Origin of the sequence: Dyadobacter sp. UC 10, assembly GCF_008369915.1 — a bacterium.
In the GTDB taxonomy this organism is placed as follows: Bacteria; Bacteroidota; Bacteroidia; order Cytophagales; family Spirosomataceae; genus Dyadobacter.
On sequence record NZ_VSRN01000001.1, the window covers coordinates 1982284 to 2005756 of the forward strand.

At 46.4% G+C, this 23473-nt stretch carries 22 protein-coding genes; 15 read left to right on the forward strand and 7 right to left on the reverse strand.

All coding sequences use genetic code 11. The annotated features are described in order from the left end of the window. Nucleotides 1–7: 7 nt before the first annotated feature. Nucleotides 8–370: an endonuclease domain-containing protein gene (locus FXO21_RS07965; RefSeq protein WP_149639597.1), complete on the reverse strand. Its 363-nt coding sequence runs from the start codon at nucleotides 368–370 to the stop codon at nucleotides 8–10. Nucleotides 371–665: 295 nt separating this feature from the next. Then, nucleotides 666–1709 (reverse strand): DUF3500 domain-containing protein, encoded by a 1044-nt coding sequence (locus FXO21_RS07970; RefSeq protein WP_225865611.1) that lies wholly within the window; start codon nucleotides 1707–1709, stop codon nucleotides 666–668. A gap of 162 nt (nucleotides 1710–1871) precedes the next feature. On the opposite strand from FXO21_RS07970, the gene FXO21_RS07975 reads away from it, so the two are divergent. Continuing rightward, the gene (locus tag FXO21_RS07975) at nucleotides 1872–3218 is read left to right on the forward strand and encodes a deoxyguanosinetriphosphate triphosphohydrolase (RefSeq protein WP_149639598.1); all 1347 of its coding nucleotides are present in this window, start codon (nucleotides 1872–1874) and stop codon (nucleotides 3216–3218) included. 138 nt (nucleotides 3219–3356) lie between these two features. Further along, a complete protein-coding gene (locus FXO21_RS07980) occupies nucleotides 3357–5351 on the forward strand; it encodes a hybrid sensor histidine kinase/response regulator (protein ID WP_149639599.1) in 1995 nt (664 codons plus the stop codon). On the opposite strand, the gene FXO21_RS07985 is transcribed toward FXO21_RS07980, so the two are convergent. Together FXO21_RS07985 and FXO21_RS07990 are read right to left on the reverse strand one after the other, a co-directional pair. After that, the gene (locus FXO21_RS07985; RefSeq protein WP_149639600.1) at nucleotides 5344–7542 is read right to left on the reverse strand and encodes a xanthine dehydrogenase family protein molybdopterin-binding subunit; all 2199 of its coding nucleotides are present in this window, start codon (nucleotides 7540–7542) and stop codon (nucleotides 5344–5346) included. The genes FXO21_RS07980 and FXO21_RS07985 overlap by 8 nt on opposite strands. Beyond that, the gene (locus FXO21_RS07990; protein ID WP_149639601.1) at nucleotides 7539–8012 is read right to left on the reverse strand and encodes a (2Fe-2S)-binding protein; all 474 of its coding nucleotides are present in this window, start codon (nucleotides 8010–8012) and stop codon (nucleotides 7539–7541) included. Before FXO21_RS07990 ends, FXO21_RS07985 begins: the two co-directional genes overlap by 4 nt. A gap of 170 nt (nucleotides 8013–8182) precedes the next feature. Between FXO21_RS07990 and FXO21_RS07995 the strand changes: the two genes are divergently transcribed. The 4 genes from FXO21_RS07995 (at nucleotide 8183) to FXO21_RS08010 (ending at nucleotide 13240) form a co-directional block, all read left to right on the forward strand. Beyond that, the gene (locus FXO21_RS07995) at nucleotides 8183–8557 is read left to right on the forward strand and encodes a BlaI/MecI/CopY family transcriptional regulator (protein WP_149643413.1); all 375 of its coding nucleotides are present in this window, start codon (nucleotides 8183–8185) and stop codon (nucleotides 8555–8557) included. A 12-nt stretch (nucleotides 8558–8569) separates the two neighbouring features. Continuing rightward, nucleotides 8570–10309, forward strand: coding sequence for a M56 family metallopeptidase (locus tag FXO21_RS08000; protein WP_192579188.1), 1740 nt, complete (start codon nucleotides 8570–8572; stop codon nucleotides 10307–10309). A 5-nt stretch (nucleotides 10310–10314) separates the two neighbouring features. After that, nucleotides 10315–12135, forward strand: coding sequence for a M56 family metallopeptidase (locus FXO21_RS08005; RefSeq protein WP_149639602.1), 1821 nt, complete (start codon nucleotides 10315–10317; stop codon nucleotides 12133–12135). 82 nt (nucleotides 12136–12217) lie between these two features. After that, on the forward strand, nucleotides 12218–13240 hold the full coding sequence (locus tag FXO21_RS08010; protein WP_149639603.1) for a Gfo/Idh/MocA family protein: 1023 nt from the start codon (nucleotides 12218–12220) through the stop codon (nucleotides 13238–13240). A gap of 143 nt (nucleotides 13241–13383) precedes the next feature. On the opposite strand, the gene FXO21_RS08015 is transcribed toward FXO21_RS08010, so the two are convergent. Both FXO21_RS08015 and FXO21_RS08020 read right to left on the reverse strand, forming a co-directional pair. After that, nucleotides 13384–13776, reverse strand: coding sequence for an ExbD/TolR family protein (locus tag FXO21_RS08015; RefSeq protein WP_031528248.1), 393 nt, complete (start codon nucleotides 13774–13776; stop codon nucleotides 13384–13386). A 15-nt stretch (nucleotides 13777–13791) separates the two neighbouring features. Next, entirely contained in the window at nucleotides 13792–14472 is a 681-nt protein-coding gene (locus FXO21_RS08020; protein ID WP_149639604.1) for a MotA/TolQ/ExbB proton channel family protein, read from the reverse strand. Between the two features lie 240 nt (nucleotides 14473–14712). Here FXO21_RS08020 and FXO21_RS08025 point away from each other — a divergent pair, with 240 nt between their 5' ends. The 9 genes from FXO21_RS08025 to FXO21_RS08065 all read left to right on the forward strand — a co-directional run bounded on the left by FXO21_RS08025 (nucleotide 14713) and on the right by FXO21_RS08065 (nucleotide 22801). Beyond that, nucleotides 14713–15093, forward strand: coding sequence for a hypothetical protein (locus tag FXO21_RS08025; protein ID WP_149639605.1), 381 nt, complete (start codon nucleotides 14713–14715; stop codon nucleotides 15091–15093). A gap of 88 nt (nucleotides 15094–15181) precedes the next feature. Then, the gene (locus tag FXO21_RS08030; RefSeq protein ID WP_149639606.1) at nucleotides 15182–15844 is read left to right on the forward strand and encodes a hypothetical protein; all 663 of its coding nucleotides are present in this window, start codon (nucleotides 15182–15184) and stop codon (nucleotides 15842–15844) included. 74 nt (nucleotides 15845–15918) lie between these two features. Then, nucleotides 15919–16743, forward strand: coding sequence for an MbnP family protein (locus FXO21_RS08035; RefSeq protein ID WP_225865612.1), 825 nt, complete (start codon nucleotides 15919–15921; stop codon nucleotides 16741–16743). A gap of 19 nt (nucleotides 16744–16762) precedes the next feature. Beyond that, nucleotides 16763–17890, forward strand: coding sequence for a cytochrome-c peroxidase (locus tag FXO21_RS08040; RefSeq protein ID WP_225865613.1), 1128 nt, complete (start codon nucleotides 16763–16765; stop codon nucleotides 17888–17890). Between the two features lie 283 nt (nucleotides 17891–18173). Next, on the forward strand, nucleotides 18174–18503 hold the full coding sequence (locus FXO21_RS08045; protein ID WP_149639607.1) for a DUF6787 family protein: 330 nt from the start codon (nucleotides 18174–18176) through the stop codon (nucleotides 18501–18503). 216 nt (nucleotides 18504–18719) lie between these two features. Continuing rightward, nucleotides 18720–19532, forward strand: coding sequence for a mechanosensitive ion channel family protein (locus tag FXO21_RS08050; RefSeq protein WP_149639608.1), 813 nt, complete (start codon nucleotides 18720–18722; stop codon nucleotides 19530–19532). Nucleotides 19533–19652: 120 nt separating this feature from the next. Next, nucleotides 19653–20975, forward strand: coding sequence for a signal recognition particle protein (gene ffh, locus FXO21_RS08055; RefSeq protein ID WP_149639609.1), 1323 nt, complete (start codon nucleotides 19653–19655; stop codon nucleotides 20973–20975). Nucleotides 20976–20977: 2 nt separating this feature from the next. Then, nucleotides 20978–21478, forward strand: a complete 501-nt coding sequence (locus FXO21_RS08060) for a hypothetical protein (RefSeq protein WP_149639610.1) — start codon at nucleotides 20978–20980, stop codon at nucleotides 21476–21478. An 81-nt stretch (nucleotides 21479–21559) separates the two neighbouring features. Further along, complete coding sequence (locus FXO21_RS08065) at nucleotides 21560–22801, forward strand: alkaline phosphatase family protein (protein ID WP_149639611.1); 1242 nt, start codon at nucleotides 21560–21562, stop codon at nucleotides 22799–22801. Nucleotides 22802–22805: 4 nt separating this feature from the next. Here FXO21_RS08065 and FXO21_RS08070 read toward each other — a convergent pair whose 3' ends face one another. Next, entirely contained in the window at nucleotides 22806–23468 is a 663-nt protein-coding gene (locus tag FXO21_RS08070; protein ID WP_149639612.1) for a hypothetical protein, read from the reverse strand. Nucleotides 23469–23473: the final 5 nt, after the last annotated feature.

The following is a 23473-nucleotide window of genomic DNA, read 5'->3' on the forward strand; positions in this document are numbered from 1 at the left end:
TGCGAATTTACCGACTCTTGTTAACAATTTCTTGAATTACAGAAATGACTTTATCAATCCGGAAGTATATATCTTCATTCGTAAACCTGATTACCCAAACATCAAATTCCTTAATTAAGTCTGACCGCAATCGATCATACGCTGCATTCTCTCGCAACAGATGAATGTTTCCGTCTACTTCAATCACGAGCTTAAGCTCGTGGCAATAAAAATCTACGATAAAACGGTGGAAGGGATGCTGCCGCCTGAATTTCACTCCAAGTTGCTTGCCTGACAATCTTTCCCAAAGCAGTTTTTCGGCCCGGGTTTCATTTTTACGAAGTTCTTTTGCGCGAGCGAATAAGATCGGCGCAGCGCCATAATGCATCATAGTGTGTTTAATTTCCCACTTTCTCTAAAACAAAAGTGGGTGTTTCTTTTGCTAATACTTGATTTGTAAAGAAAAGGCTATTGGGAGATTCTAATGCACTAGCGCCAAGTCCCCCCGGACCCTGAGGGGGAGACGTATGATTTTGAAATCAGTACAAAAAAGCTCCTCTAGGGGATTTAGGGTAACCCGCGAGCCTAAGTTCTTTCAGTCGCGCCAAGTGCCCCCGGCCCCTGAAGGGGAGACGTATGATTTTGAAATCAGGCTAGCTCAGCACAAAAAGTCCCCCTTAGGGGATTTAGGGGTGCCCCTTTTCATAATGTGCCCGCAGCATATCTTCCCCGAAATCATTCGTCAGGTCCCGTACTACTGAATGAATGTGATTACCGCCATTTTGGGTGTTGTCAAATTCAATCAGGAACGTGGGACCGTGAATGCGGTAGTAGTGCCCATGACCAGGTCCGATGAGCGGCTCCCGGTCTCCCATCCAAGCGAAATGAATTTTTTCCAGGCCTGCCTTTTCCAGCTCAGACCATTGCTGATTTTTTAGCGTCACGTGGTACCGCTGCAGATAAGACATGATCAGATCTTTGAAAACCGCATTTTGTGCTGCATTCATATCTCTCATCGCAAGCCCTTCCATTTTTTCGAGAGACGCTTTGCGGGTGTTGGAAGTGAATATCTCGTTTGGTGCCTTCGCGCCCAGGCTTACCTTTTCGGCCTGAGATCCGTCGAAACTGTTCAGCAACCTGAATGCTGTCTCCTGTTCGGCTCTAAGAATGATCTTGCCTTTTTGGGGTACATCTGCCAGTACTTTGCCGGGATTACTGCCCATAAAACTCGGCGTATAGGTAACGTGGTTTTTAATGGAAGAAAAGTGCAGCGAAAGGTGGTGACCTTCCACCCGCCACCCCCAGGGGGCGCTGCCCGGTTTTCCGAATATCAGAAATGCATAGTTTTCCGGATCTCGGTAAGTATCGTTGGCCGGGCGCGTTTCAGTTACCCTAAGTACATTTTCCAGATCAATGATCTGCTCAACCTTGCTATATCCTTCCTGACTCAAAACCAACTCGACCAATGCCATAGCTGCTTTTCGCTGTTCCTGGTTCATCTGTTTCAAAGTCAAACCTTTTCTCTCTCTGGGCGTAAAATTCCAGTCAGAACGAACGGGATCTGAATAGGCTGCCAAAGCGGTTTTTTGCTGCTCAGCGTCGAGTGTTTTGAGGAAAGAATTGACGGCTGCCGCCATTTCCTTCGCTAACTTCTCGTCAGCTGCGACGGTCACATTTCCTGTGTTAAAAAGCAGTACCCATAGCCCGGCAAGAAACCCTATCTTTCTCATGAACAGTCAGTTTGAGAATTTGCAATATGTGTTTTTGAATTTTAAAGTAGCTGGCGTAAGGAAACTACCAATATAGTGTCTGTTCACACTCTGCATTTGATCCGAATTTTCAGTGAAGGAATTAGGTGAAACCGATTAGATTTGCCACTTTAAGATAAGAATATGATGAATTGGGAAAAGTTGCTTTCCGCCAAACGCTGGGGAAGCGAAGACAAGTACAATGCGGATCCTGCCGAGGCCAGGTCCGAATTCCAGCGCGACTACGACCGGCTCATTTTTTCCTCTCCGTTCAGACGACTTCAGAATAAAACGCAGGTATTCCCCCTCCCCGGAAGCGTTTTTGTTCATAACCGACTCACTCACAGTCTCGAAGTAGCCAGTGTAGGTAAATCTCTGGGAAGGATATTTTACAATAAACTTTGCGCTGAGGACAAGGATATTGATCAGAAGTTGCCTTTAATCAGTGAAATAGGAAATATCGTATCGGCGGCCTGCCTGGCACACGACCTTGGCAATCCTGCTTTCGGGCATTCGGGAGAGGCTGCCATCTCTCATTACTTCACAGATGATGAGGGATTGAAATACAAGTCGGAGGTAACTCAGGAGCAATGGGCCGATCTTATTCACTTTGAAGGGAATGCAAATGCCTTCAGGATATTGACGCATCCTTACGCCGGGAAAGGTTACGGAAGCTTCGCACTTACTTATTCAACGCTGGCCGCAATCGCAAAATATCCCTGTGAGGCGATCGCGGGCCATAACAAGGCAAATATTTACACTAAAAAATATGGGTTCTTTCAGTCTGAGCAAGCTGGTTTCCAAAAGATTGCCACTGAATTGGATTTACATAAAGAATCGGACTCTCCGCTGATATTCCGGCGCCACCCGCTTGTTTACCTCGTCGAAGCGGCGGACGACATTTGCTATAATATCATTGACCTGGAAGATGCTCACCGCCTGAAAATACTTTCCTACCAGGAAGTTGAGACGCTGCTTTTACAGCTTTGCAATGATCCGAAAATGCCGGCGCGATTACAGGAGATAGATGATGCCGATGCTAAAATCAGCCTTCTCAGGGCCAAATCGATCAGTACGCTTATCGGCCAGTGTTCTGAATTATTTTATAATGAACAGAAAACCATTCTTGCCGGAAATCTGAACAAAAGCCTTATTGACAGCATGCCCGAGCCTTACAGGTCGGCTATGAAAGAGATTGAATGCATCTCTGTCAGCAAGATTTACAATTATTCTTCTGTTGTACAGATTGAAGTGGCTGGCTACAAAGTAATTGGCGGTCTATTGGAAGAATTCGTGCCTGCCTATCTTAATAATAATAACCACTATACCAGGAAACTTGTAGAGTTAATTCCAAAGCAATTCATAACTTCGAAGGAAGATCCCTACTCTAAAATTCAGACTGTACTCGATTTTGTGTCTGGCATGACCGATCTGTACGCTGTGGAGCTCTTCCGAAAGATTAAGGGAATTTCTTTTCCTTCTATTACCTGAACACTAAATCACCGGCGTGAGATCAGTGGCCTAAAGACGAAGTGAATGTCAAAAGAGCAGCCGTGTCGACGCTGAAAAAGTCATTGCACCCTTTACGAATCCCTGGAATAATATTACTTGACGTGATTAGATCCTGTTATGACTACTCTTGATATCCTGCTCGTAGAAGATGACGATATTGATGTGATGCAGTTCGCACAAGTCGTCCAAAAGTCACAGGTAGAGATCGGGGAAATGAGGATCTCGAAATATGCGGAAGATGCTTTGCAAGTGTTAAAAGAGTGGCTGCCAACCTGCATTTTTCTTGATTATCAGCTCCCGGAAACCAACGGCCTGGAAGTATTGAAAAAGATCAGGGAAGCCGTGCCGGGCATTCCCGTGATCGTGATCACCTCCCGGAGCGACGAACGTATTGCCGTCGAAATCATCAAGGCCGGGGCGATGGACTATTTCACCAGGTCAGAAATGAATGCCGAAAAGCTGACCAAGACCTTTCATACCGTGAGCCAGATGCGGGAAGCCGAGGAAGGCCGCGAAAAGGCACACCGCGAGCTTGCCGAGAAAGAGGAATTCATCAACAAAATAGCACTGTTATCCCCCAATATTATTTATGTGATTGACATTGAAAAATGGACCAATATCTTTCACAACAAACAGATTTCCAAAATACTAGGATACTCTGAAGGTGACAATCTGCCAGATGGTACCAGCGGGCTAGCGAAGATCATCAATGAGCAGGATCAGCTTGCATTCCGCAGGCACTATCACTTTATGAGGCATTGGGTGAAAGATTCAGATGTGACAGAAAAGGAGTTCCGGTTGAAACACAAAGACGGTTCTGAGGTTTGGATTATTACGCGGGAGGTGCCTTTCAAACGCAATGAGAAAGGCAGTGTACAGGAAGTTTTGGGAACGGCAATCGACATTACCAGCAGAAAAAAAGCAGAAGAAGAGCTATTGCAAGCGAAAAACGATGCCGAAGAAGCAGCTCGGATAAAGTCAGATCTATTGTCAACAATGAGCCACGAGATCCGTACTCCCATGAATGGTATCATCGGGTTCACTGAGCTGTTGCTGGGCAGCAATTTCCCGGAAGCAGACAGACAATACCTTAAGATGATCAAATATTCCGCTGACAATCTGATGGTTATTTTGAATGATATTCTCGATTTCTCTAAAATTGAAGCCGGAAAGTTTGGATTGGAAAACTTTGAATTCGACCTGAAGGAAAAGCTGGAATACCTCGTCAGGACTTTCGACGTAAGAGCGAAGGAAAAATCAATTGACCTTACTTTTCGCTCAGGACCAAATGTGCCCAAGATGCTGATGGGAGACGCATACCGGCTCAATCAGGTCCTGATCAATTTGGTCGGAAATGCGATCAAGTTTACCGAAGAAGGTGGGTTTGTTAAAGTTTCCGTAGAACTACACGAAGACAAAGGCAATAGTGCCGACATTAAAATTGATGTAACAGATTCGGGAATAGGCATTTCCGAAGATAAGCTTGGCGTTATTTTTGATAGTTTCTCCCAGGCGCATCAAAACAATGCAACCCGCTATTTCGGTGGAACCGGCCTTGGCCTCAGCATTACCAGAAAAATAACTGAACTGATGAACGGTACCATTTCTGCTAAAAGTAAATTGGGGGAAGGATCAACGTTCAGTGTGATCCTCAATTTTAGAAAAGCCGTAACTGCACTACAACAGCAGATAATTGCACCCGAGCAGGTATCGCTCAAAGGTTATCGCATTCTGGTAGCGGAAGATATCCTGGCAAACCAGATTTTGCTCAAACATCTGCTCACGAGGTGGGGCGCTTACTTTATCATATGCAATAATGGAAAAGAAGTGCTGGATCGCCTGGAAGAGGGTGAATTTGACCTCATCCTGATGGATCTTCAAATGCCTGTGATGGACGGAATTACGGCTATGAAAGCCATTCGCTCCTCCTATCCGCAGCATGCACATGTTCCGGTAATCGCCTTTACAGCAGACACTTTCGCTGAGAATGCCCCTGTGATTGATGGAGTTAGGTTCGCCAGCTTTGTTACTAAACCATTCCGTGCGGAAGAATTGATCAGGGTAATCAGCCACCAGTTGAACATCAGTCATAAAGCAAGCCCGGTCAGCTGACCTTCGCCCAATCAATCTTATCGGATGTTAAAGGCAGTTCCCGAAGGCGGCTGCCGGTTGCACTGCATATCGCATTGGCAATCGCAGCTGAAGTAGGCCCCTGGGCCGCCTCCCCAGCGCCGAGCGGCTCCTCCTCCGGTCTGTCAATAATGTAAACTTCGGTGTGGGGAACCTGGTCAAAACGGAGGATTGGATACGTTTCCCAGGTAGTACTCCTCACTCCCGTTTCATCAAACTTCACTTCTTCCAGCATCGTCCAGCTCGCCGCCTGGATCATTCCCCCGGAAGTCTGGTTAATGATCCCGTCCCTATTGATCACTTGTCCGGAGTCGATCACTGCGGTCAGCTTGGTTAATTGATAACTCTTCGTGGCCTTGTCGACGCTTACCTCTGCTTTAACAGCCAGATAGGCGGCACTGTTTTTATATTGGGCAAAGGCAAAACCTTCACCGCGGCTACTCCCCCAGCCCGCTTTTTCGACCAGGGTAGTGATCACCTTGCGTGCACGCTCGTCTTTCAGGTGCGAGAGCCTGAATGCTACCGGATCCTCACCTGCTTTCCAGGCAAGCTCATCCATAAAAGACTCCAGAGCGAAGATATTGGCATAAGCCCCGAGACTTCTCAAAGCGGAAGTCCGCAATGGTCCGTCAAAATCGCTCAGGCTGATTTTCCTGGAAGCAAAGTCATAAAGCGGCACGGAATTCCGGTGACTCCCTCCCGAAAAGCCCCCCGATTTGAAGACAAAGGGTTTCGCAATGTGCCTGCCCGCCAGCAAATGCCCGGCATTCCCGCCCGGCCGCGTACTGTGCGTATCCGACCAGATTTCAGTATTCCAGGCATCGACCTTACCTGCTTCGCCGATCCGTCCTTTTACATTCAATACCATTGCAGAACCATAAGGCTCCCATTTGTGCTCATCTTCCCGCATCCATTGTACCCGGACCGGCCTACCCGGCATTTCCATTGCGAGCAAAGCGGCGTCGCCACCAGCATCGTCGGCACCATTGTGCCCGTAACAACCAGCCCCCGGCACACCGATCACCCTGATCTTGTTTTCGGGCATTTTCAGCAGATCAGAGATCGTTTTGCGCAGGGGATAAACGCCCTGGGTATGCGACCACACTGTCAGTAAATCATTTTTCCAAAGCGCTATTGCGCATGACGGGCCAATAGAACCGTGCATTTGGTAAGGTCTTTTATAAGTTGCTTCGTGCTTAAAATCTTTCGCCGGCATGCCGGAGCCGCTCTCTTCTATTATTTTGGAAGCTGACGCAGACGCCTGTATATGATCGTACAGCTTATCCGGCGAAACGCTAAGTGGCAGGGAGTCCCATTTCGCATTGGTTTTTAATACTTCCAAAGCTTTTACAGCCGTATATTCCTTTGCCGCGATCACGGACACAAAGTTTCCGTTTACCACCAATTTTAATACATCGGGTAATTTTTCAATTTGCTCTCTGGGAACCGATATCAGCTTTGCATTGTAAACCGGCGGTCGCAAAACGCGTGCGTGGACCATTTCAGGTAATCGCATATCCTGAATGTAATAGGCTTTCGCAACGGCCATTTGGGCAATGTCCTCGCGGTGCACGCCTTTACCAATCAACTTATAGGTAGCCGGGTCTTTCAGCGGGGCTTTTCCCGTCACTTCTATTTCCAGGCGCTTTCCCGCTACCAGCTCCTGGTAGGTTACCTTTTTTTGATTTCCGGAAGATATTACTACTCCGTTTTCTACTGAAAGAGATTCAATTTGCGTTTCGAGCTTTTGCGCGGCCAGCTTCAACAAATATTGTCTCGCTTCTGCTGCCGCGTTCCGGATCGCTCGGCCGCTGCCTTCAATGGAGCCACTGCCTGCGGTATAACGTTCATCCTGGGTCTGGCCGGTATCTGCGATGATAATACGGACCCGGTTCATCGGTATATCCAGTTCTTCCGCTGCCATTTGCATCAATGCCGTCCGTATACCCTGGCCGAGCTCCATTTTACCCGTGATCACAGTAAGCTTTCCATCCGCATCAAAACGGATCCAGGCATCGATCAGCTGGCCATTGGTAACCGGCGCGGTACCACATGATTCATCAGATCCGGCAATGCCTGTAAAGGTCGGGAAAAGCTGAAATCCGACCAGCAAATGACCGGCGCTTTTGAGAAATGAGCGTCTATCCGCATTGAAACTGGATTGATTTTTCATAAATTTTTCATTTTATCGGCGGCTTTCTTGACTGCGCTGATGATCCTGGTGTGCGTGCCGCAGCGACAAAGTACCCGGTTGAGCGCCTGCCGGATTTGCGTATCGGAAGGATTTTTATTTTCCGCCAGTAAAGCTTTTGCCGACATGATCATTCCATTCATGCAATAGCCGCATTGCGCAGCCTGCTCCTCTATAAATGCCTCCTGAACAGGATCGAGCTTCCCGTTTTTAGCCAGCCCGTCCAGCGTAGTTACCTCATAAACCGCAGCCGCACTGCACGGGATGACACAGGAAGGTTGTGCTGCCCCATTTAAGAGTACCATACAACTGCCGCACCGCTCAATTCCGCAGCCATATTTGGGACCATTCAATTTCAAATCGTTCCGAAGTAAATAGAGCAAAGGCATTTCCGGGTCGGCTTGCACCTTGTGCACTTTTCCGTTTACCCTGATCGTCATGAGTTCAGCCATAGAGTCCGAAGTAACCTTTAAAAACAGTTTGTTAATACTGTGCCATTCCAATTAAATGCTAATTCAAAACGAAATTTTATAATAACTAATAAAATAGTTTTGAAACTAAATAAATAGTCTTAACTTTGAATCAACCATTAATCTACAAGTCTAATACAATAGTCAACATCATGGAAATACGCACATTGACGCGAGCAGAAGAAGAGGTTATGAGAATTCTCTGGCAACTAAGGAAGGGATTCGTTAAAGATATACTGGCCGAAATGCCAGAACCCAAACCTGCCTACAACACGGTCTCTACGATCATTCGTATACTCGAAAAGAAAGAAGTAGTGGGCTATACTGCCTATGGAAAAACGCACGAATATTTTCCGCTCATTAGTGAGGAAGAATATAAGCGTCACGAAATGAAGCAGTTGATGGTCAATTATTTTGACAACTCACTTCCCAACCTGGTTTCGTTTTTTGTAAAAGACAACGACCTGAAAACCAAGGATCTGGACGAGATTATGAAGCTTATCAATCAACATAAAGACGAAAAATAAACGCTGTTAGCCATGGACATGCTATTATATATCGGCAAGGTGAACCTGTACTGGATTTTATTATTCGTCTGCTACCGCCTGATGCTGCGCAACCACACTTTTTTCCAGTGGAACCGGGTTTACCTGCTCGGATCGATCGCGATTGCATTTGCATTGCCTTTTGTGATCTATCCTGAAACTGCACCCGCCATTCCCGCTATTTATGAATTGAGTGCTGCCCCGGTTTCCATTTCATTTGTGCAGGAGGAAAAACCGCTTTTTACCTGGAAGGAGGCAGCAGGGCTCACATATTTCATCGGACTTTTCATTGCCGCATTTTATCTGGTACGGCACATTTTACAACTCCGGAGCTTCCTGAAATCGGGTGAGGTGATCGAGCTGGAAGATTGTACTGTGGTAATGATCGATTCTAACAAGATCGGTTCGTTTTCTTTCCTGAAATGGATCGTGATCAACCGAAACGACTATGAAAGTCATTTTGACGAAATTCTGAGTCACGAAATGGTGCACACCCGACAGTGGCACAGTGCGGATATCCTTTTCCTGGAAGTTATGAAAGTGGTGTTCTGGTTCAACCCGGTCCTGCTCCTCTACAAACGCGACTTGCAGGAAGTACACGAATTTCTGGCCGATTCGAAAGCATCGAACCGGGAAAACTATGCACGGTTCCTCGTCAGCTACGCACTGAATGCACCTATCGCTTCTTTGACAAATCATTTCTTTAAACCATCACAAATCAAATCAAGAATTCAGATGATCTATAAAAACCGAAGTTCGAAATGGTTGCTGAGTACTTATCTGGCAGCTGCATCATTGATTGGCGCCACTGCATTGTTCGTTGCCGGATGCGAGCAGCGCGAGGATAAGCAGCCCGAAACAGTAGAAAAACAAGACGGACCAATGCCTGACAAGGTTTTTACCGTAGTTGAAAAAGCACCGACATATCCAGGCGGGGAACGTGCTATGTTTGAGTTCTTAGCAAGAAAAATCAAATATCCGACGGCAGCGTCGAAAGCAAACGCGCAGGGAAAAGTGTTCGTTTCCTTTATCGTGACCGAAACGGGCGCTGTACAGCACGTATCGATCCTGAAAGGAATCGGATTTGGCTGTGATGAGGAGGCCATGCGGGTGATCAGGAGCATGCCCGACTGGACGCCGGGTTCGCAGAATGGGCATAAAGTGAATGTAAAAATGACCCTTCCGATCAATTTCATGCTCGAAGAAAACACAACAGGCAAGCTTAATGTAGAGGACATCAAAGACAACCCGCTATACGTGGTCGATGGTAAGGAAATGAAAAAGGAGGATGTTCAAAAAAATGTCCAGTCTTACCAAATCGCTTCGTTAAATGTGCTTAAAGGTGAAAAAGCGGTTGCTTTGTATGGCGACAAGGCGAAGGGCGGGGTGATTAACATTACTACAAAGCCGGCCAATCCGGACGTAGCCGGGCAGGTGGCGGTTGTGCATGTTACTGATAAAAAGGATACTGAAATTCGGGGCACGGCCAAAGTAAGAGAGCTTAACCCGGATGCTGCATCAGGTGCAAAAATTCAGTTCAGAGGTGACCCGTCTGCTGAAAAAGCGCCTTTGTATATCATCGACGGAGTTAAACAGGCGCGTGGCCTAGATCCGGGCAAACTTGACCCTAATACTATTGAGAAGCTCGACGTATTGAAAAACGAGGGTGCTACTAAGGTTTACGGGGACGAAGGCAAGAACGGGGTGGTCCTGATCACTACCAGGAAAAACTAGGAATCATGGAAATGCTGACCTATCTGGCCAAAGCGAACCTGTACCTGGCCCTATTCTACGGATGCTACTGGCTATTTTTCAGACAACATACCTTCTTTCACTGGAACAGGTTCTTTTTACTCGGTTCGATCGGTGCAGCTTTTCTACTTCCCGCAATCACCTTTTCGATTCCCGCGCCTGTTTTGGAAACCGGAAATGTCCGTGAATCCGTACAAATCGTAACTGCTGCGACGGGCCCGGCAGAGGAACCATTCAACTGGGCATTGGTAGCGCTGGGCTGTTACCTGGCTGGCGTTCTCCTATTGATTTTCAAGCTGTCGAGCTCTTTTAGAAAATTGTTTTTGCTGATACGCCACAGCGAGCGTGTTTCCACGGAAGGTTTCATACTCATATTCACGGACAATTCAGAATACCAGCATGCAGATAACGGCTCATTTTCATTTTTTAAATGGCTCATTGTCAACCGGGACGACTACGAAAATAACCCTGACGCGATCATCAGGCATGAGTATGTGCATATCCGGCAGTGGCACAGTGCCGATATTATGCTGATTGAAATATTGAAAGCGCTGTTTTGGTTCAATCCGGTATTGTGGCTTTACAAGCGTTCGATCCAGGCCGTGCACGAATACCTGGCCGATGTGGAAGCGCCTAACCGCGACCGTTATGCTAGTTTCCTCGTCTCTTATGCATTAAAAGTGCCGGAGCAGATGCTTGCAAATCATTTTGCCAATTCCTCTTTACTCAAAAACCGAATTCAGATGATATACAAGAACCGCACGCCGAAATGGTTACTGGCCAAATATGTACTGATTGTTCCATTGACTGCTGTAACAGTTTTTTTGACCGCGGCAAGGGAACATATCCCCTCTCCTGCCAACGGGAACACCGCGATAATTGAAAACTTAGGTATCAATATTAAAGGTACTGTCTCAGATAACAACGGGAAGAAGGTAGCCGACGCAATTGTGGTCGTAAAGGGAACTAACCAGGGTACGCCCACTGACGCCGAAGGCAGATTTGAGCTGCGCAATGTGCCCGAAAACGCTTCAATTGTGGTTAGTCACGTGCAATTCAAGTCGCAGGAAATCAAGATTAACAAGAATAAGCTCATCTACGACATTATACTTGAAGCCAGCACCGAGCCTGTCCAGGCAAATGTTGTCAGACAGGATGCACCGGTAGGAAAACCACAGGATTCCGGGTCTAAAACTGAAAAAATGGTAGTCGTCGAACAGAAACCGCAATTTCCGGGCGGCCAGCAGGCGATGGTAGATTATTTTAAAAACAATACAGAATATCCGGAAAGCGCCAGAAAAGCGAAAGTGTCGGGGATCGTCACGGTAAGATTTACAGTAACCAAGGAAGGTTCGATCGGTAATGTGGCGATCGTAAAAGGGGTCGGATTTGGTTTGGACGCAGAGTCCGTGAGATTAGTAAAGAATATGCCCAAATGGCAGCCTGCTATCCAGAACGGAAAACCACTGAGCGTTACGCAGGATATTGAGGTGAAGTTTGACTTGCCCGGCGAAAAAACCGAGATGCGGCAGGGTTTTCATTTACCGGAACCCAAACCACTTTTAACAGCCGTCCGGATCGCCAGAGTAGAGGTTGAGGATCTTTTCAACTCTTCCCTCGCTTTCTTTGAGCCTAAAACCTTCAAACCGTCCGCAAATCCTCCAAAAGCTGAATATCGCTACACACCCGATTCGAGTAGCTATCGATTTATGAATTACCATATTCCAAACCATCCAAGTTCTGTCATGACTTTTCAAACGACAGGTAAGTACAAATACCATAAAGAGCTTCATGACAGCAAGAACTAACATTTCATAGAACATCCCTGCTGTTATTTCTGCTAATGTTTCCATATTTTACGGCAACTATATCAGAGATAACAGCATTCCTATGTCACTCCTCAAGGCCGCTATCATCGGCGGCGGGCACATTGCCGACCAAAACCATATTCCCGCATTAAAAGCGCTCAGCGACCGGGTCAAAATCATTTCAATATGCAGCCGGGTTAAAGAAAAAGCCCGCGCGCTGGCAGACAAGCACCAGGTTCCTTTCGCCTTTGATAACGCTGCCGAGATGTATGCAGGCGAAGGCAAGCCGGATATGGTGGTGATATGCACAGCCAATAACCTGCATTATCCTTTTGCAATGCAGGCACTCGAAAATGATTGTCACGTATTCTGCGAAAAGCCGCCGGCCATAACCGCCGCAGAAGCCAGCGAAATGGCAGAACTTGCCAGGCAAAAAGGTAAGATCATTGCCTACAACCTCCAATTGCGTCAAACTCCCGAATTCTCATTTATCAAAAAATGTCGCGAAGAGGGAGCATTAGGTAAAATCTATCATATCAAAGCCAATTACCTGCGGCGGCGCGGGATCCCGGGCTGGGGAAATTTTACGAACAAATCCATACAGGGAGGCGGCGCATTGATGGACCTGGGTGTGCATATCCTCGATCTGGCGCTGGAAATGCTGGACTACCAAATGCCCGACAGGATTGTGGCCAATACCTACGATTTTATCGGAAAAGCGGGCGGCAAAGGACTAATGGGTGAATGGAATGCGGAAAGCTTTGAAGTAGAGGATGCCTGTTTCGCGCACTTATCTTTTCCCGACAATTCCAGTATCAGCTTGTCGGCTTCCTTTGCATTGAATATGAAAGCTGAGAAAGATGTCAATCTGGAAGTTTTCGGAACAAAGGGAGGCGCCGTCTACAAGCCGCTGTCTCTATTTACCGAAATAGGAGGCGAACTGGCGGATGTTCAATTTCCACATTTGAAAGAAGAGGATATTCAGCTTAAAAATACAACCGCATTCCTGAACGCATGCGAAGGAAAACCCAGCAACATCGCAACAGGCGAACAAGGTGCCATTTTGCAGGCAGTTGTTGATCGCATTTATGAGAGTGCGGGGTAAGGGAGGAAAGGGGGAGGGAGGAGCGGAGGAGGGAGGGAATTTTAAATATTTATACAAAAAAAGGGAGACTGGCTGAACGGGAACAAGCCTCTACGCGGGCCGCCCTTCCTCCATTCTCCCTTTCCTCCTTACTCCTTAATAAATTATTTAGCCGTAGCCATCACCATTTTGATGTCATTCTTGGCGCCTACTTCGAGGACGTCGACGAGATCCTGGACAGCTAGGTTTTTATCTACTCTCAGTACAACCGTCCGTTCTTCTACATTGGCGAAAATGCTTTGCAGTTCCGCTTCGAGGCGATCGAACGGGATTGGTTCTTTGTCAATAAAATAGCCTTTGTTTTCATCCACTGACAATGTTATCTGTTTTTTGTACATCTGCTGCGTGGCCGAAGCTTTCGGCAGCATCAGCTTGATCACGTTCGGATTGGACATCGTTGAGATGATCAAAAAGAACAGGAGCAGGAAAAACATAATATCGTTGAGCGAGTGCGTGAACACCTCAGGGGCAAACCGGCTCTTGCGACGTATTTTCATAAATAATGTTGTCTTTTACTTCGCAGCCACAGGCTTTTGTAATACATCCAGAAAATCAGAAGCAGCCATTTGCAAACGCAAGGCAAAGCGGTCGATTTTCATGTTGAGCAAGTGATATCCCGCATAAGCGATCAGACCGATGATCAGACCGGATCCCGAAGTGATCATTTTTTCATACATACCTCCTGCGATGGTACTGATATTGAAGTCGTTGGAGATGGATATATCGTAGAAAATCCGGATAATACCTGAGATCGTACCCACAAACCCGAGCATAGGCGCAATACCCGCGATCACCCCCAGATAAGGCAGATTACCTTCCATACGCTGGATCTCAATCTGGCTCGCATTCTCAATTGTTGTTTCAATGTCCTTGATCGGATAACCGATCCGGCCGCAGGCTCTTTCAAGGATCCGGCCAGCTGCATTGCGCTGGTTCCGGCACAGCGACTCGGCCGATTTCAAATTACCCTGCTGGATAAAATCTTTAACGTTATCCACAAACTGCGGCTCAATCTTTCCATTCGCACCAATCCCTAAAAACCGCTCGATGATTAAAAAAAGCGTCGCCAGGAAAAGCAAGCCAAGTGGCAACATAACCCAGCCGCCTTTTGCGAGCAGGTCTATAATAGAAAGTCCCTGGTCAGCAACAGGCGCCGCTACCGTAGAGTCAGTAAGTGCTTGCAGAAGCATCATATAAAATATAATAGTGAAAGTTTAAGCGAATGGAACAGAGGTCAATCCTGAAAAAAACGACTTTGAACATAAACGGAGACAGGGCCTCCATATTGTTTAAAGGCCAAATATAGGAAAATTACTGTTCGTGAGCAGCAATGCATAGTTTTGCTCTGATAACAATTGAGCCGGAGGCCACGCCGCGAGCAGGCAACTATATAGCAAGCAAAAGGGTCAGGTTGAAGTAAATACATAAACAAAATGAAAGGATCTCTGCTGGTTGTTTTGCTCGCATTCATTATCCAAAGCTGCGTCGATTGCGGCCCGCAGCGGGAGCTTTCCGTCGAGATCAGATTTATGGAGGATTCGCTGGGGATCGATTCTATTTTTGCTGTGAATGCATTGGACAATCAAATTTTCCAAAACGAAGCCGAGAACCTGACCGAAATGTATCGAAGCGTCACTTTGCCAATTTCAATGCATGCGGATAGTACAACCTTTGTTTTCGTTTCCCGCGCAAAACGGGATTCGTTCACTGTTTCTACAACCGCGTGTTCAGATACAAAGGTGATTGCGGATTTATTGTCGATGCAGGCCAGCCGGAGAAGGGTCCGGAATCCAGAAGCACTTATCAGAAAGTAACTGTTAACTACGCATCTTATGCAGTAAGCGGGAGAGTGGGATTTCCGTCCGGGAAGCAGGCACAAGGGATTTTAATTGATATTTTGCCATGAACAGATTGGTCTGCCTGCTATTTTTATCAATGCTTGTTTCCAATGCAAACGCACAGGAAACTGAAAAGAGCCCGCATTACCTGGGAATTGATATTATAAATAGTATCCCTACCTATCTGTTCCCAAATCGATATTTCATCCGAAAAACGATTATTATAGAACCTTACTATTTGCTCCCAATCAAAAAACCGAATCGCGGCTTCCTGATTGGGGCCGGCTTTGCAGACGGTTCAACCCACGAATACTCATTTCATTATCCCTCCCAACACTTCCGGGGTGTTTATTTCAGAATGGCTTACGAGATAAAAAAGACGCAAGGCTGGCAAAAAATGCTTCGGGTGGGTTATGGCCCGGTGCTTTCTTTCGCGGGTTATAGTGGAAATTATAGATTTGCGGGGCCTGCCTTTGGAGATTATAACGGCAGTTTCCATGAAAAGGGACAGGTCGCATTGGGCACGGAAGGATATGTAGCTTATGATATTAACCTGAACAAAAAGCTGTTTCTAAGGTTACTGATCCGCAATGTGATTGGTGCGCGCACGAAACCGTCGGTTTATGCCCAATATTTCCCGGGCCTGGGCTATGGTTTTCCGTGGGCTAATAACCGCTTTTTGTACTCGGCGAATTTTTCTGTCGGCCTTTTTCACAAGGTCAGGTAGGTTTTGCAAATAAATGCACCCTTTTTTCTGTTGTATCTTTTAGATAAACACCTTCATTCTGTTTCAAATAGTGTATGAAAAGATATTCTTCAATCGCTGCCAGTTTTGTATTCGCTGCACTGGCGCTACTTCAATTCTCCTGCTCCGACAATGACCCGCAAGTTGAGACCGGCAGTATCGTAGTAAATTTTGACAATATGGTCGGCGATGCGAACCTGGCTTTGAATAGCGGAACTTACATTAACGCAGCTGGTGAAGATTTTACGGTCAGCAAACTCAATTACTATATTTCCAATATCAAATTCACTAAAACCGACGGCAGCAGCTTTACGGTACCAAAAGATTCGAGCTACTTTTTGGTTCGCGAAGGAAATCAAGCGTCGCAGACCCTAAGGATCAACAATGTGCCGGTGGGTAACTATGCCGGAATTGAATATATGATCGGAATAGACAGTTTAAAAAGTATTGAAGAGCCGGAGAACAGAAAAGGGGTTTTGGATATATATACCGGCCCTACGAACGAAGAAGCCATGTATTGGAACTGGAATCCGGGGTACATTTTCCTTAAGATCGAAGGAGCATCGGATTCGTCGACCACTGCTAATGGAAATTATCAATACCACATCGGCGGCTTCGGTGGAAGAACGGGAAAAACCTTGAATAACATCAAAACGGCAAAACTGAATTTCGGCAGTCAGACAGTGGCAGTTACCACTGCGGCAGTTACTACCACCTCGGCACCGCAGATTTATATTAAAGCTGATATCCTCAAAATTTTTGACGGGCCTACCAAACTGCGTATTGCAGAAAAGTCAGGAGTAATGTTCGAACCATTTTCTGCGAATATTGCCGATAATTATGCCAATATGTTCAGCGTAAAAGAAGTGCGAAACAACTGATTATGAGTCAGTAGCTACAATGAAAAATATATTCAACTTTTCGATTATGCTCACCTGGCTCCTGCTGGTGCAGATTTCCTGTGGAAAGGAGACCGAAAAGCCTTTGCCCGAACCAGAACCGAAACCAAGCGGTCCGACGCCGGTGCAGTTCAGCAAGCCCTCCTACTTCCCCGCGCCGGTTTACGATCTGTCTAAAAATCCATTGACCGAAGAAGGAATTGAACTTGGCAGGTTTCTTTTTTATGACGGGATCTTGTCCAGAACTGATAATATCGGCTGCGGTACCTGCCATCAGCAACAAGCCGCATTCACGCACCACGGACACGACCTCAGCCACGGCGTCGACGACAAACTCGGAACAAGAAATTCGCCTTCTGTACAAAATATGGCATGGAATACTTCCTTTTTCTGGGACGGCGGCGTGCACGCAATGGACGAAGTACCGCCGGTACCGATTCAGAATGAGGTTGAAATGGGCGAGCGTACAGCCAATGTGATCGAAAAACTAAAAAAGACGCCTGTTGCAGGAGCCGTGAAGCAAGTCGATTATCCAAAGATGTTCAAAGCGGCTTTTGGAACAGATGAAATTACGGCTGATAAAATGATGAAAGCATTGTCGCAATTTATGATGACGATGGTTTCGGCGACTTCACGCTACGACTATCATTTACAGGGAGACGCATCGGCTTTGAATGCATTGGAAAAGGAAGGGTTGTCGGTTTTCAAACAAAAATGCAGTTCCTGTCACGCTACGGAGCTTTTTACAGATCATAGTTTCAGAAATAATGGCCTGCCGCCCAACCGGATCAACGACCAGGGCAGGTATGCGATCACATTGAACGAAAGCGACCGTTTGAAATTCAAGGTACCGAGCCTGCGAAACGTTGGTTTGACTGCGCCGTACATGCACGACGGGCGGTTTACTACTTTGGAAGAAGTGCTGAACCATTATGCAAACGATAATGTAAAACCTGGCATCCACGAATCAGCGACGCTGGACCCGCTCCTGAAAACTGGCACGAAACCGGGAATTCAGCTGAATGCATCCGAAAAACAATCGATCATCGCGTTTTTGAAAACCCTGAATGACGAGCAGTTTATCAGAGACAAAAGGTTTTCAGATCCGGGAATCGGAACTTCGCTGTGAGGAGAAGCGGCAAGTTGTGTGCTTTGAGCTATAGGCAATAGGCTTTAGGCTATATGCTCTTTTCAATATTGACTGTCGAATTACTCTATTAATCATTCCCGGCAACCATAGCCAACTCGTTGACCGGACACATAGCTTAAAGCCTAAAGCTTACAGCCTAAAGCATAAAGCTTCTGACATTCCACTGACTAAGGTCATGATTAAACATTCATTAAAATCAAGGAAAATTGCGATTCGCATTGTTTCTTTGCAGGATACTAAAACGCAGTCAAGACGATAATATATGCAGAGCGGAGAAAAAAATGTGCAACCCTGGTTGGGTAAAATGCAGCAGAAATGGGGATTGGAAACAACCAGGCAAGTTCTTGTCGTATTAGCCGTTTTTAGTTTGGCAGGCTCCTCAGTGGTCTGGTTTAGAAAGGGGTTGTTTTACCTGCTGGGATACGATGACCTCACACCGATGTGGCTGAAAACGATTACCTACATCATCTTCATTTTCCCGATGTACCAGACTTTGCTGCTGGCTTATGGTTTTTTGCTTGGCCAGTTTTCATTTTTTTGGGAAAAAGAAAAGAAAATGTTCCGCTGGGTAGCTGCGAAGTTTAAGAAATAAACAATACAAAGTATACAAGGAAGGGTGAACAACCGGCGACAAGCCAGTTGTTCACCCTTTTTTCTTATAGCCCTTGCAATCAATAATTTCTGCTTGATTTTTATCAATATACGTTGCTAATATCCCGTAAATAAATGACTTTGCAACTTGCGGCGGGTTCAGGAATTACCGCCTCTGCAATTCATCCCAAATTTGTCAATAAAACCGCTATTACACATGGACATTAACATTATTAAGGCGCAGATCTGGGCGTTGGCGACACTGTACGGAGGTAAAATCCTCCTTGCCATTATTTCTCTAATTATCGGACGTTTCATTGTCAGCAAAATCAGTTCAATGCTGAGCAATGTCATGGAGAAACGGAAGGTCGACCGGGACGTACAGCCGTTCCTCACCTCGCTGGTGGTGGTACTTCTCAATGTAATGCTCCTGCTCAGCATTGCCGGTATTGTCGGAATCCAAACATCTTCATTTGTAGCAGTATTGGGTGCGGCAGGTCTGGCGGTTGGCCTGGCACTGCAAGGCAGTCTGGCGAACTTTGCCGGCGGGGTCCTGATTCTCATCTTCAAACCTTACCGGGTGGGGGATCTAATCAATGCGCAAGGTTTTACCGGCACCGTTGAAGGGGTTCAGATTTTCAATACCATACTTGTAACTCCGGACAACAAGACCATTATCCTCCCAAACGGCTCGCTGTCGACATCACCGATCACCAATATCTCCGGAAAAGGCAAAATTCGCGTGGATATGGTGTTTGCGGCGGGAAGTCAGAATGGCGTGGATAATATCAGGACATCCATACAAAAGGTAATTGACGCCTGCCCGACCGCTTTGAAAGATGTACCGCATGATATTCTGGTCACTAAACTGACGGAGAATGCGATTTTCTTCGATGTGCGTGTGTGGACACCCAGCGCTACATATTGGGATACCTATTATAACCTGCACGAAGGTATCAGCCGGCAATTTGCACAAGATGGTATTCAGGCACCGAAACCGGCAGAGGTAAGCGTTGCTTTGAAGCAATAACCCGAACTTAAGGAAACCGAATAAAATGGGGGTACGGGAAGTAACGTTCCTGTACTCCTTATTTTATTTATACATTTGTGACTTATTTCAAGTCAGATCCAGCACAATACCTTATAATCCATGTTTGAGAACTTACAGGATAAACTTAACAATGCCTTCCGCACACTCAAAGGAAAGGACAGGATATCCGATATAAATGTTGCCGCAACTACCAAGGAAGTCCGCAAAGCATTGGTCGATGCCGATGTGAACTTCAAGATTGCCAAAGACATCACAGACCGTATCCGCGAAAAAGCACTTGACCGAAAAATCCTGATTTCTGTTGAGCCGGGGCAAATGTTTGTCAAGATCGTCCAGGAAGAGCTGACGGAGCTCATGGGCGGAACAGCCGAAGGAATCAATATCAAGGGCGATCCGGCTGTGATCCTGATCGCAGGTTTGCAGGGTTCCGGTAAAACCACTTTTTCAGGGAAACTGGCAGCATTACTCAAAAAACAAGGCCGCCAGGTATTACTTACTGCCTGCGACGTGTACCGCCCGGCTGCGATAGACCAGCTGAAAGTACTCGGTGAGCAGGTGGGAGTTGAAGTATATTCAGAGCCTGAGAACAAGAATGCGGTGAGCATTGCATCCAATGCAGTAGCACACGCGCGGAAAACTGGCAAGAAGATCGTGATCGTCGATACCGCAGGCCGTTTGGCTGTGGACGAGGTGATGATGAAGGAGGTGGAGGATATTAAATCCACCGTAAAACCATCTGAAATCCTGTTCGTCGTGGATTCGATGACGGGTCAGGATGCTGTTAATACGGCCAAAACATTTAATGAAAGACTTGATTTCGACGGCGTTGTTTTAACGAAGCTGGACGGAGATGCCCGCGGTGGAGCGGCGCTTTCGATCCGTCAGATTGTTGACAAGCCGATCAAATACATTAGTACCGGCGAAAAAATGGAAGCCCTGGACTCTTTCTATCCTGACAGGATGGCAAGCAGGATCCTGGGTATGGGTGATGTGATTTCTCTGGTTGAACGTGCGCAGCAGGCTTTCGATGAAGACGAAGCGAAGCGAATCAACGCGAAAATGCGTCAGAACAAATTCGATTTTGACGATTTCCTTGGTCAGTTACAGCAGATCAAGAAAATGGGTAATGTGAAAGATCTGATCGGCATGATCCCGGGAATGGGAAGCGCGATGAAGGATCTGGATATCAGCAATGAATCTTTCAAACCCATTGAAGCGATCATTCAGTCGATGACCAAAAAGGAGCGGGAAAATCCGGATATGATCGACGGAAGCCGCAAGAAAAGGATCGCAGCCGGTAGCGGAACAACTATTTTGCAGGTAAACAACCTGATCAAGCAATTTGACGAAATGCGAAGAATGATGAAGAAAATGAACACCATGCAGGCTGCCGGTAAATTGAATAAAGCAATACGCCGCTAGTGATGAAAAAGTTGTTCTGTCTGCTCATCATCCTTTTTGCATTAAGTACCGAAACGCTCAAAGCACAAGCTTCAGTAGGCTATTACCCTTGGAGCAGCCTGCTTTCGGTGAGTACCAGTCCCAGGAAAGCGGTCTGGCTCGATACCCGCTTTCAGACTAACTCGCTTTTCAGCAGTCTGAGCGTTGATCTGCTGCCGATGATCAACCTGAAAAGGGGCGAAGTAGTGCAATGGTATATCGGCGGCGGACTTCGGCTGAATCCGCTTTACCGCATTGCCGATGCGGATGCAGACCTGATCACGATCGACGGCTATTCATTGAATGTAGGTGTGAGAATATCGCCTTTACCTCAAAACAGGAACATTCAGGTTGCTTTGGAACTGAATCCTTATGTGAAGGATGAATTCGATAGTGGAGTGTTGAAAAGTCATTTCGGGCTGGTTTATGTTTTTGGTAAAAAGAAAAAAACAGAGGCGTTGCCCGACCTACCGGCAAATCCCTGATATTTAATAATTTCTTAGTGCATCAATGCTCTCAAATCCGGTAAAATCCCGTTCATTTGAGAGCATTTTTTTCTGTTCAAAATGAAGATTCTATCGATATCCCTGCTCAGTTTCCTCTTGCTCCTTTTTCAAAATGAGAGCATTTTTGCCCAAACAAAGATCAAAAAGACGCTTTTCGTGATTGTAGACGGGATTTCCAGTGATAGTAAAGAGAAAATCCCTACACCTAACCTCGACGCAATTGCCAAACTCGGAGGGTACACCAGGGCGCACGTAGGCGGGGACAAAGGTACCTATTCCGAAACGCCGACGATTTCGGCAGTAGGCTACAACAGCCTTTTGACCGGTACCTGGGTCAATAAGCACAATGTTTTTGACAACGACATCAAAGACCCAAACTACCACTATTGGACACTTTTCCGCTTCCTGGAAAGCCAGTATCCTCACAAAAAGAGCGCGGTATTTTCAACCTGGCTTGATAACCGCACCAAGCTTGTCGGGGAAGGTCTGGAACAGACAAATAAGTTACAGCTCGATTACTCCTTCGATGGTCTGGAAGTAGATACCATTCATTTTCCCCACGATAAACAGGCGCAGTATATTCATCAGATCGATGAGAAAGTGGTGGACGAAGCTGCGTTGTACATTCACGATAACGGACCGGATATGTCGTGGGTATATCTGGAATTTACCGATGATATGGGGCACCGCTTTGGGGATAGCGAGCAATTTCACAAAGCTATTCAAACGATGGACGATCAAATGGGGCGGCTTTGGAAATCGGTCCAATTCCGCGAAAAGACCTTTAATGAAGACTGGCTGGTGGTGGTTACCACCGATCACGGCCGCGATAGTAAGACCGGAAAAGGCCACGGCGGGCAGTCTGACCGGGAGCGTGGGACGTGGATTGTAACCAACGCAAAAGACCTTAACCCCAACTTCAAAGCCAACCCGGGGATCGTCGACATTATGCCCACCGTGGCGCGGCATATGGATATTCACATTCCGAAAGACCAGGCTTTTGAAGTAGACGGAATTGCGCTGACGGGAAAAATCTCCATTATCAGCCCAACCATAAAAAAAGAGCAGGGTAAAATTTCACTTACGTGGAAATCTATTGATAATGAGGGAAAAGTTAAAGTCTGGATCACTACTACAAACAATTTTGCGAAAGGGACACGGGACATTTATCACCTGGCAGGTGAAGTGCCGGTAAGCAATGAAAAAGCCGAAATAGATATCAGTAAATACCCTTCCGGCTTTTTTAAAGTGGTGTTAGAAGCGAAATACAATAGTGTGAATCGCTGGATCGTGGAGAAATAACCTATTAGTTACCGCCACGCCCGGCTTTGTATGAATCATATTCTTCCAGTAATTTGATCAAATCGTCATCGGCTGCGAAGTCAAGCTGCTGCTCACGGATCACGTACTGCATTTTATTTTTCTCGTCGGTGAGTAATTTCAAAAAGCTGTTTCGGTTATTCAGCTCAATAGGGTTCATTTTACCATCTTTCAAAATATAAAGCTTGGCCGACGGTTCCATTTGCCTGGTCGCGCTTGCCTTTTCCACCTTGATCGGCTTTACGTATTTTTTCAAAAGCTTGGTATTTCCATCATACAAGAGCCTGTAAAAGCTTTTTTCAGTTTGATCACCCACCGAAGGATAGCCGCTTCTGAAGGTATATAGATCGGTACCAGTAGGAAGATTGAACTCTTTGATACCTGCCGAAACCCTGTACATGCCCGAATCGGCTTTGTATTCCAATTCGTCTTTGTTCACATCATACCGGATCTTCACGCCATCCCGAACCCTGTCGTCGCTGCCCTTGATACTACCTGAGTACCATTCTTTGAATAAGTAATGCGAACCGTCGGTATCTGCTGAGGCTTCACTGTAGGAAGTCCCCGCAAGACCTGTTGAATCCTGTGCCAGCGCCAGGTGTGCCAGTAATATTGGGGTTAAGAGAAAAAATCTTCTTAAATATTTCATGATTT

What these genes read in the sequence shown, in the direction of transcription:
- FXO21_RS08030 (WP_149639606.1), top strand. Translation starts at nt 15,182, where the DNA reads ATGAACAGATTGGTCTGCCTGCTATTTTTATCAATGCTTGTTTCCAAT.
- FXO21_RS07975 (WP_149639598.1), top strand. Translation starts at nt 1,872, where the DNA reads ATGATGAATTGGGAAAAGTTGCTTTCCGCCAAACGCTGGGGAAGCGAA.
- FXO21_RS08045 (WP_149639607.1), top strand. Translation starts at nt 18,174, where the DNA reads ATGCAGAGCGGAGAAAAAAATGTGCAACCCTGGTTGGGTAAAATGCAG.
- FXO21_RS07985 (WP_149639600.1), bottom strand. Translation starts at nt 7,542, where the DNA reads ATGAAAAATCAATCCAGTTTCAATGCGGATAGACGCTCATTTCTCAAA.
- FXO21_RS08010 (WP_149639603.1), top strand. Translation starts at nt 12,218, where the DNA reads ATGTCACTCCTCAAGGCCGCTATCATCGGCGGCGGGCACATTGCCGAC.
- FXO21_RS08060 (WP_149639610.1), top strand. Translation starts at nt 20,978, where the DNA reads ATGAAAAAGTTGTTCTGTCTGCTCATCATCCTTTTTGCATTAAGTACC.
- FXO21_RS08040 (WP_225865613.1), top strand. Translation starts at nt 16,763, where the DNA reads ATGAAAAATATATTCAACTTTTCGATTATGCTCACCTGGCTCCTGCTG.
- FXO21_RS07970 (WP_225865611.1), bottom strand. Translation starts at nt 1,709, where the DNA reads ATGAGAAAGATAGGGTTTCTTGCCGGGCTATGGGTACTGCTTTTTAAC.
- FXO21_RS08005 (WP_149639602.1), top strand. Translation starts at nt 10,315, where the DNA reads ATGGAAATGCTGACCTATCTGGCCAAAGCGAACCTGTACCTGGCCCTA.
- FXO21_RS08065 (WP_149639611.1), top strand. Translation starts at nt 21,560, where the DNA reads ATGAAGATTCTATCGATATCCCTGCTCAGTTTCCTCTTGCTCCTTTTT.
- FXO21_RS08070 (WP_149639612.1), bottom strand. Translation starts at nt 23,468, where the DNA reads ATGAAATATTTAAGAAGATTTTTTCTCTTAACCCCAATATTACTGGCA.
- FXO21_RS07995 (WP_149643413.1), top strand. Translation starts at nt 8,183, where the DNA reads ATGGAAATACGCACATTGACGCGAGCAGAAGAAGAGGTTATGAGAATT.
- ffh (WP_149639609.1), top strand. Translation starts at nt 19,653, where the DNA reads ATGTTTGAGAACTTACAGGATAAACTTAACAATGCCTTCCGCACACTC.
- FXO21_RS08050 (WP_149639608.1), top strand. Translation starts at nt 18,720, where the DNA reads ATGGACATTAACATTATTAAGGCGCAGATCTGGGCGTTGGCGACACTG.
- FXO21_RS08015 (WP_031528248.1), bottom strand. Translation starts at nt 13,776, where the DNA reads ATGAAAATACGTCGCAAGAGCCGGTTTGCCCCTGAGGTGTTCACGCAC.
- FXO21_RS08025 (WP_149639605.1), top strand. Translation starts at nt 14,713, where the DNA reads ATGAAAGGATCTCTGCTGGTTGTTTTGCTCGCATTCATTATCCAAAGC.
- FXO21_RS07965 (WP_149639597.1), bottom strand. Translation starts at nt 370, where the DNA reads ATGATGCATTATGGCGCTGCGCCGATCTTATTCGCTCGCGCAAAAGAA.
- FXO21_RS08035 (WP_225865612.1), top strand. Translation starts at nt 15,919, where the DNA reads ATGAAAAGATATTCTTCAATCGCTGCCAGTTTTGTATTCGCTGCACTG.
- FXO21_RS07980 (WP_149639599.1), top strand. Translation starts at nt 3,357, where the DNA reads ATGACTACTCTTGATATCCTGCTCGTAGAAGATGACGATATTGATGTG.
- FXO21_RS07990 (WP_149639601.1), bottom strand. Translation starts at nt 8,012, where the DNA reads ATGGCTGAACTCATGACGATCAGGGTAAACGGAAAAGTGCACAAGGTG.
- FXO21_RS08000 (WP_192579188.1), top strand. Translation starts at nt 8,570, where the DNA reads ATGGACATGCTATTATATATCGGCAAGGTGAACCTGTACTGGATTTTA.
- FXO21_RS08020 (WP_149639604.1), bottom strand. Translation starts at nt 14,472, where the DNA reads ATGATGCTTCTGCAAGCACTTACTGACTCTACGGTAGCGGCGCCTGTT.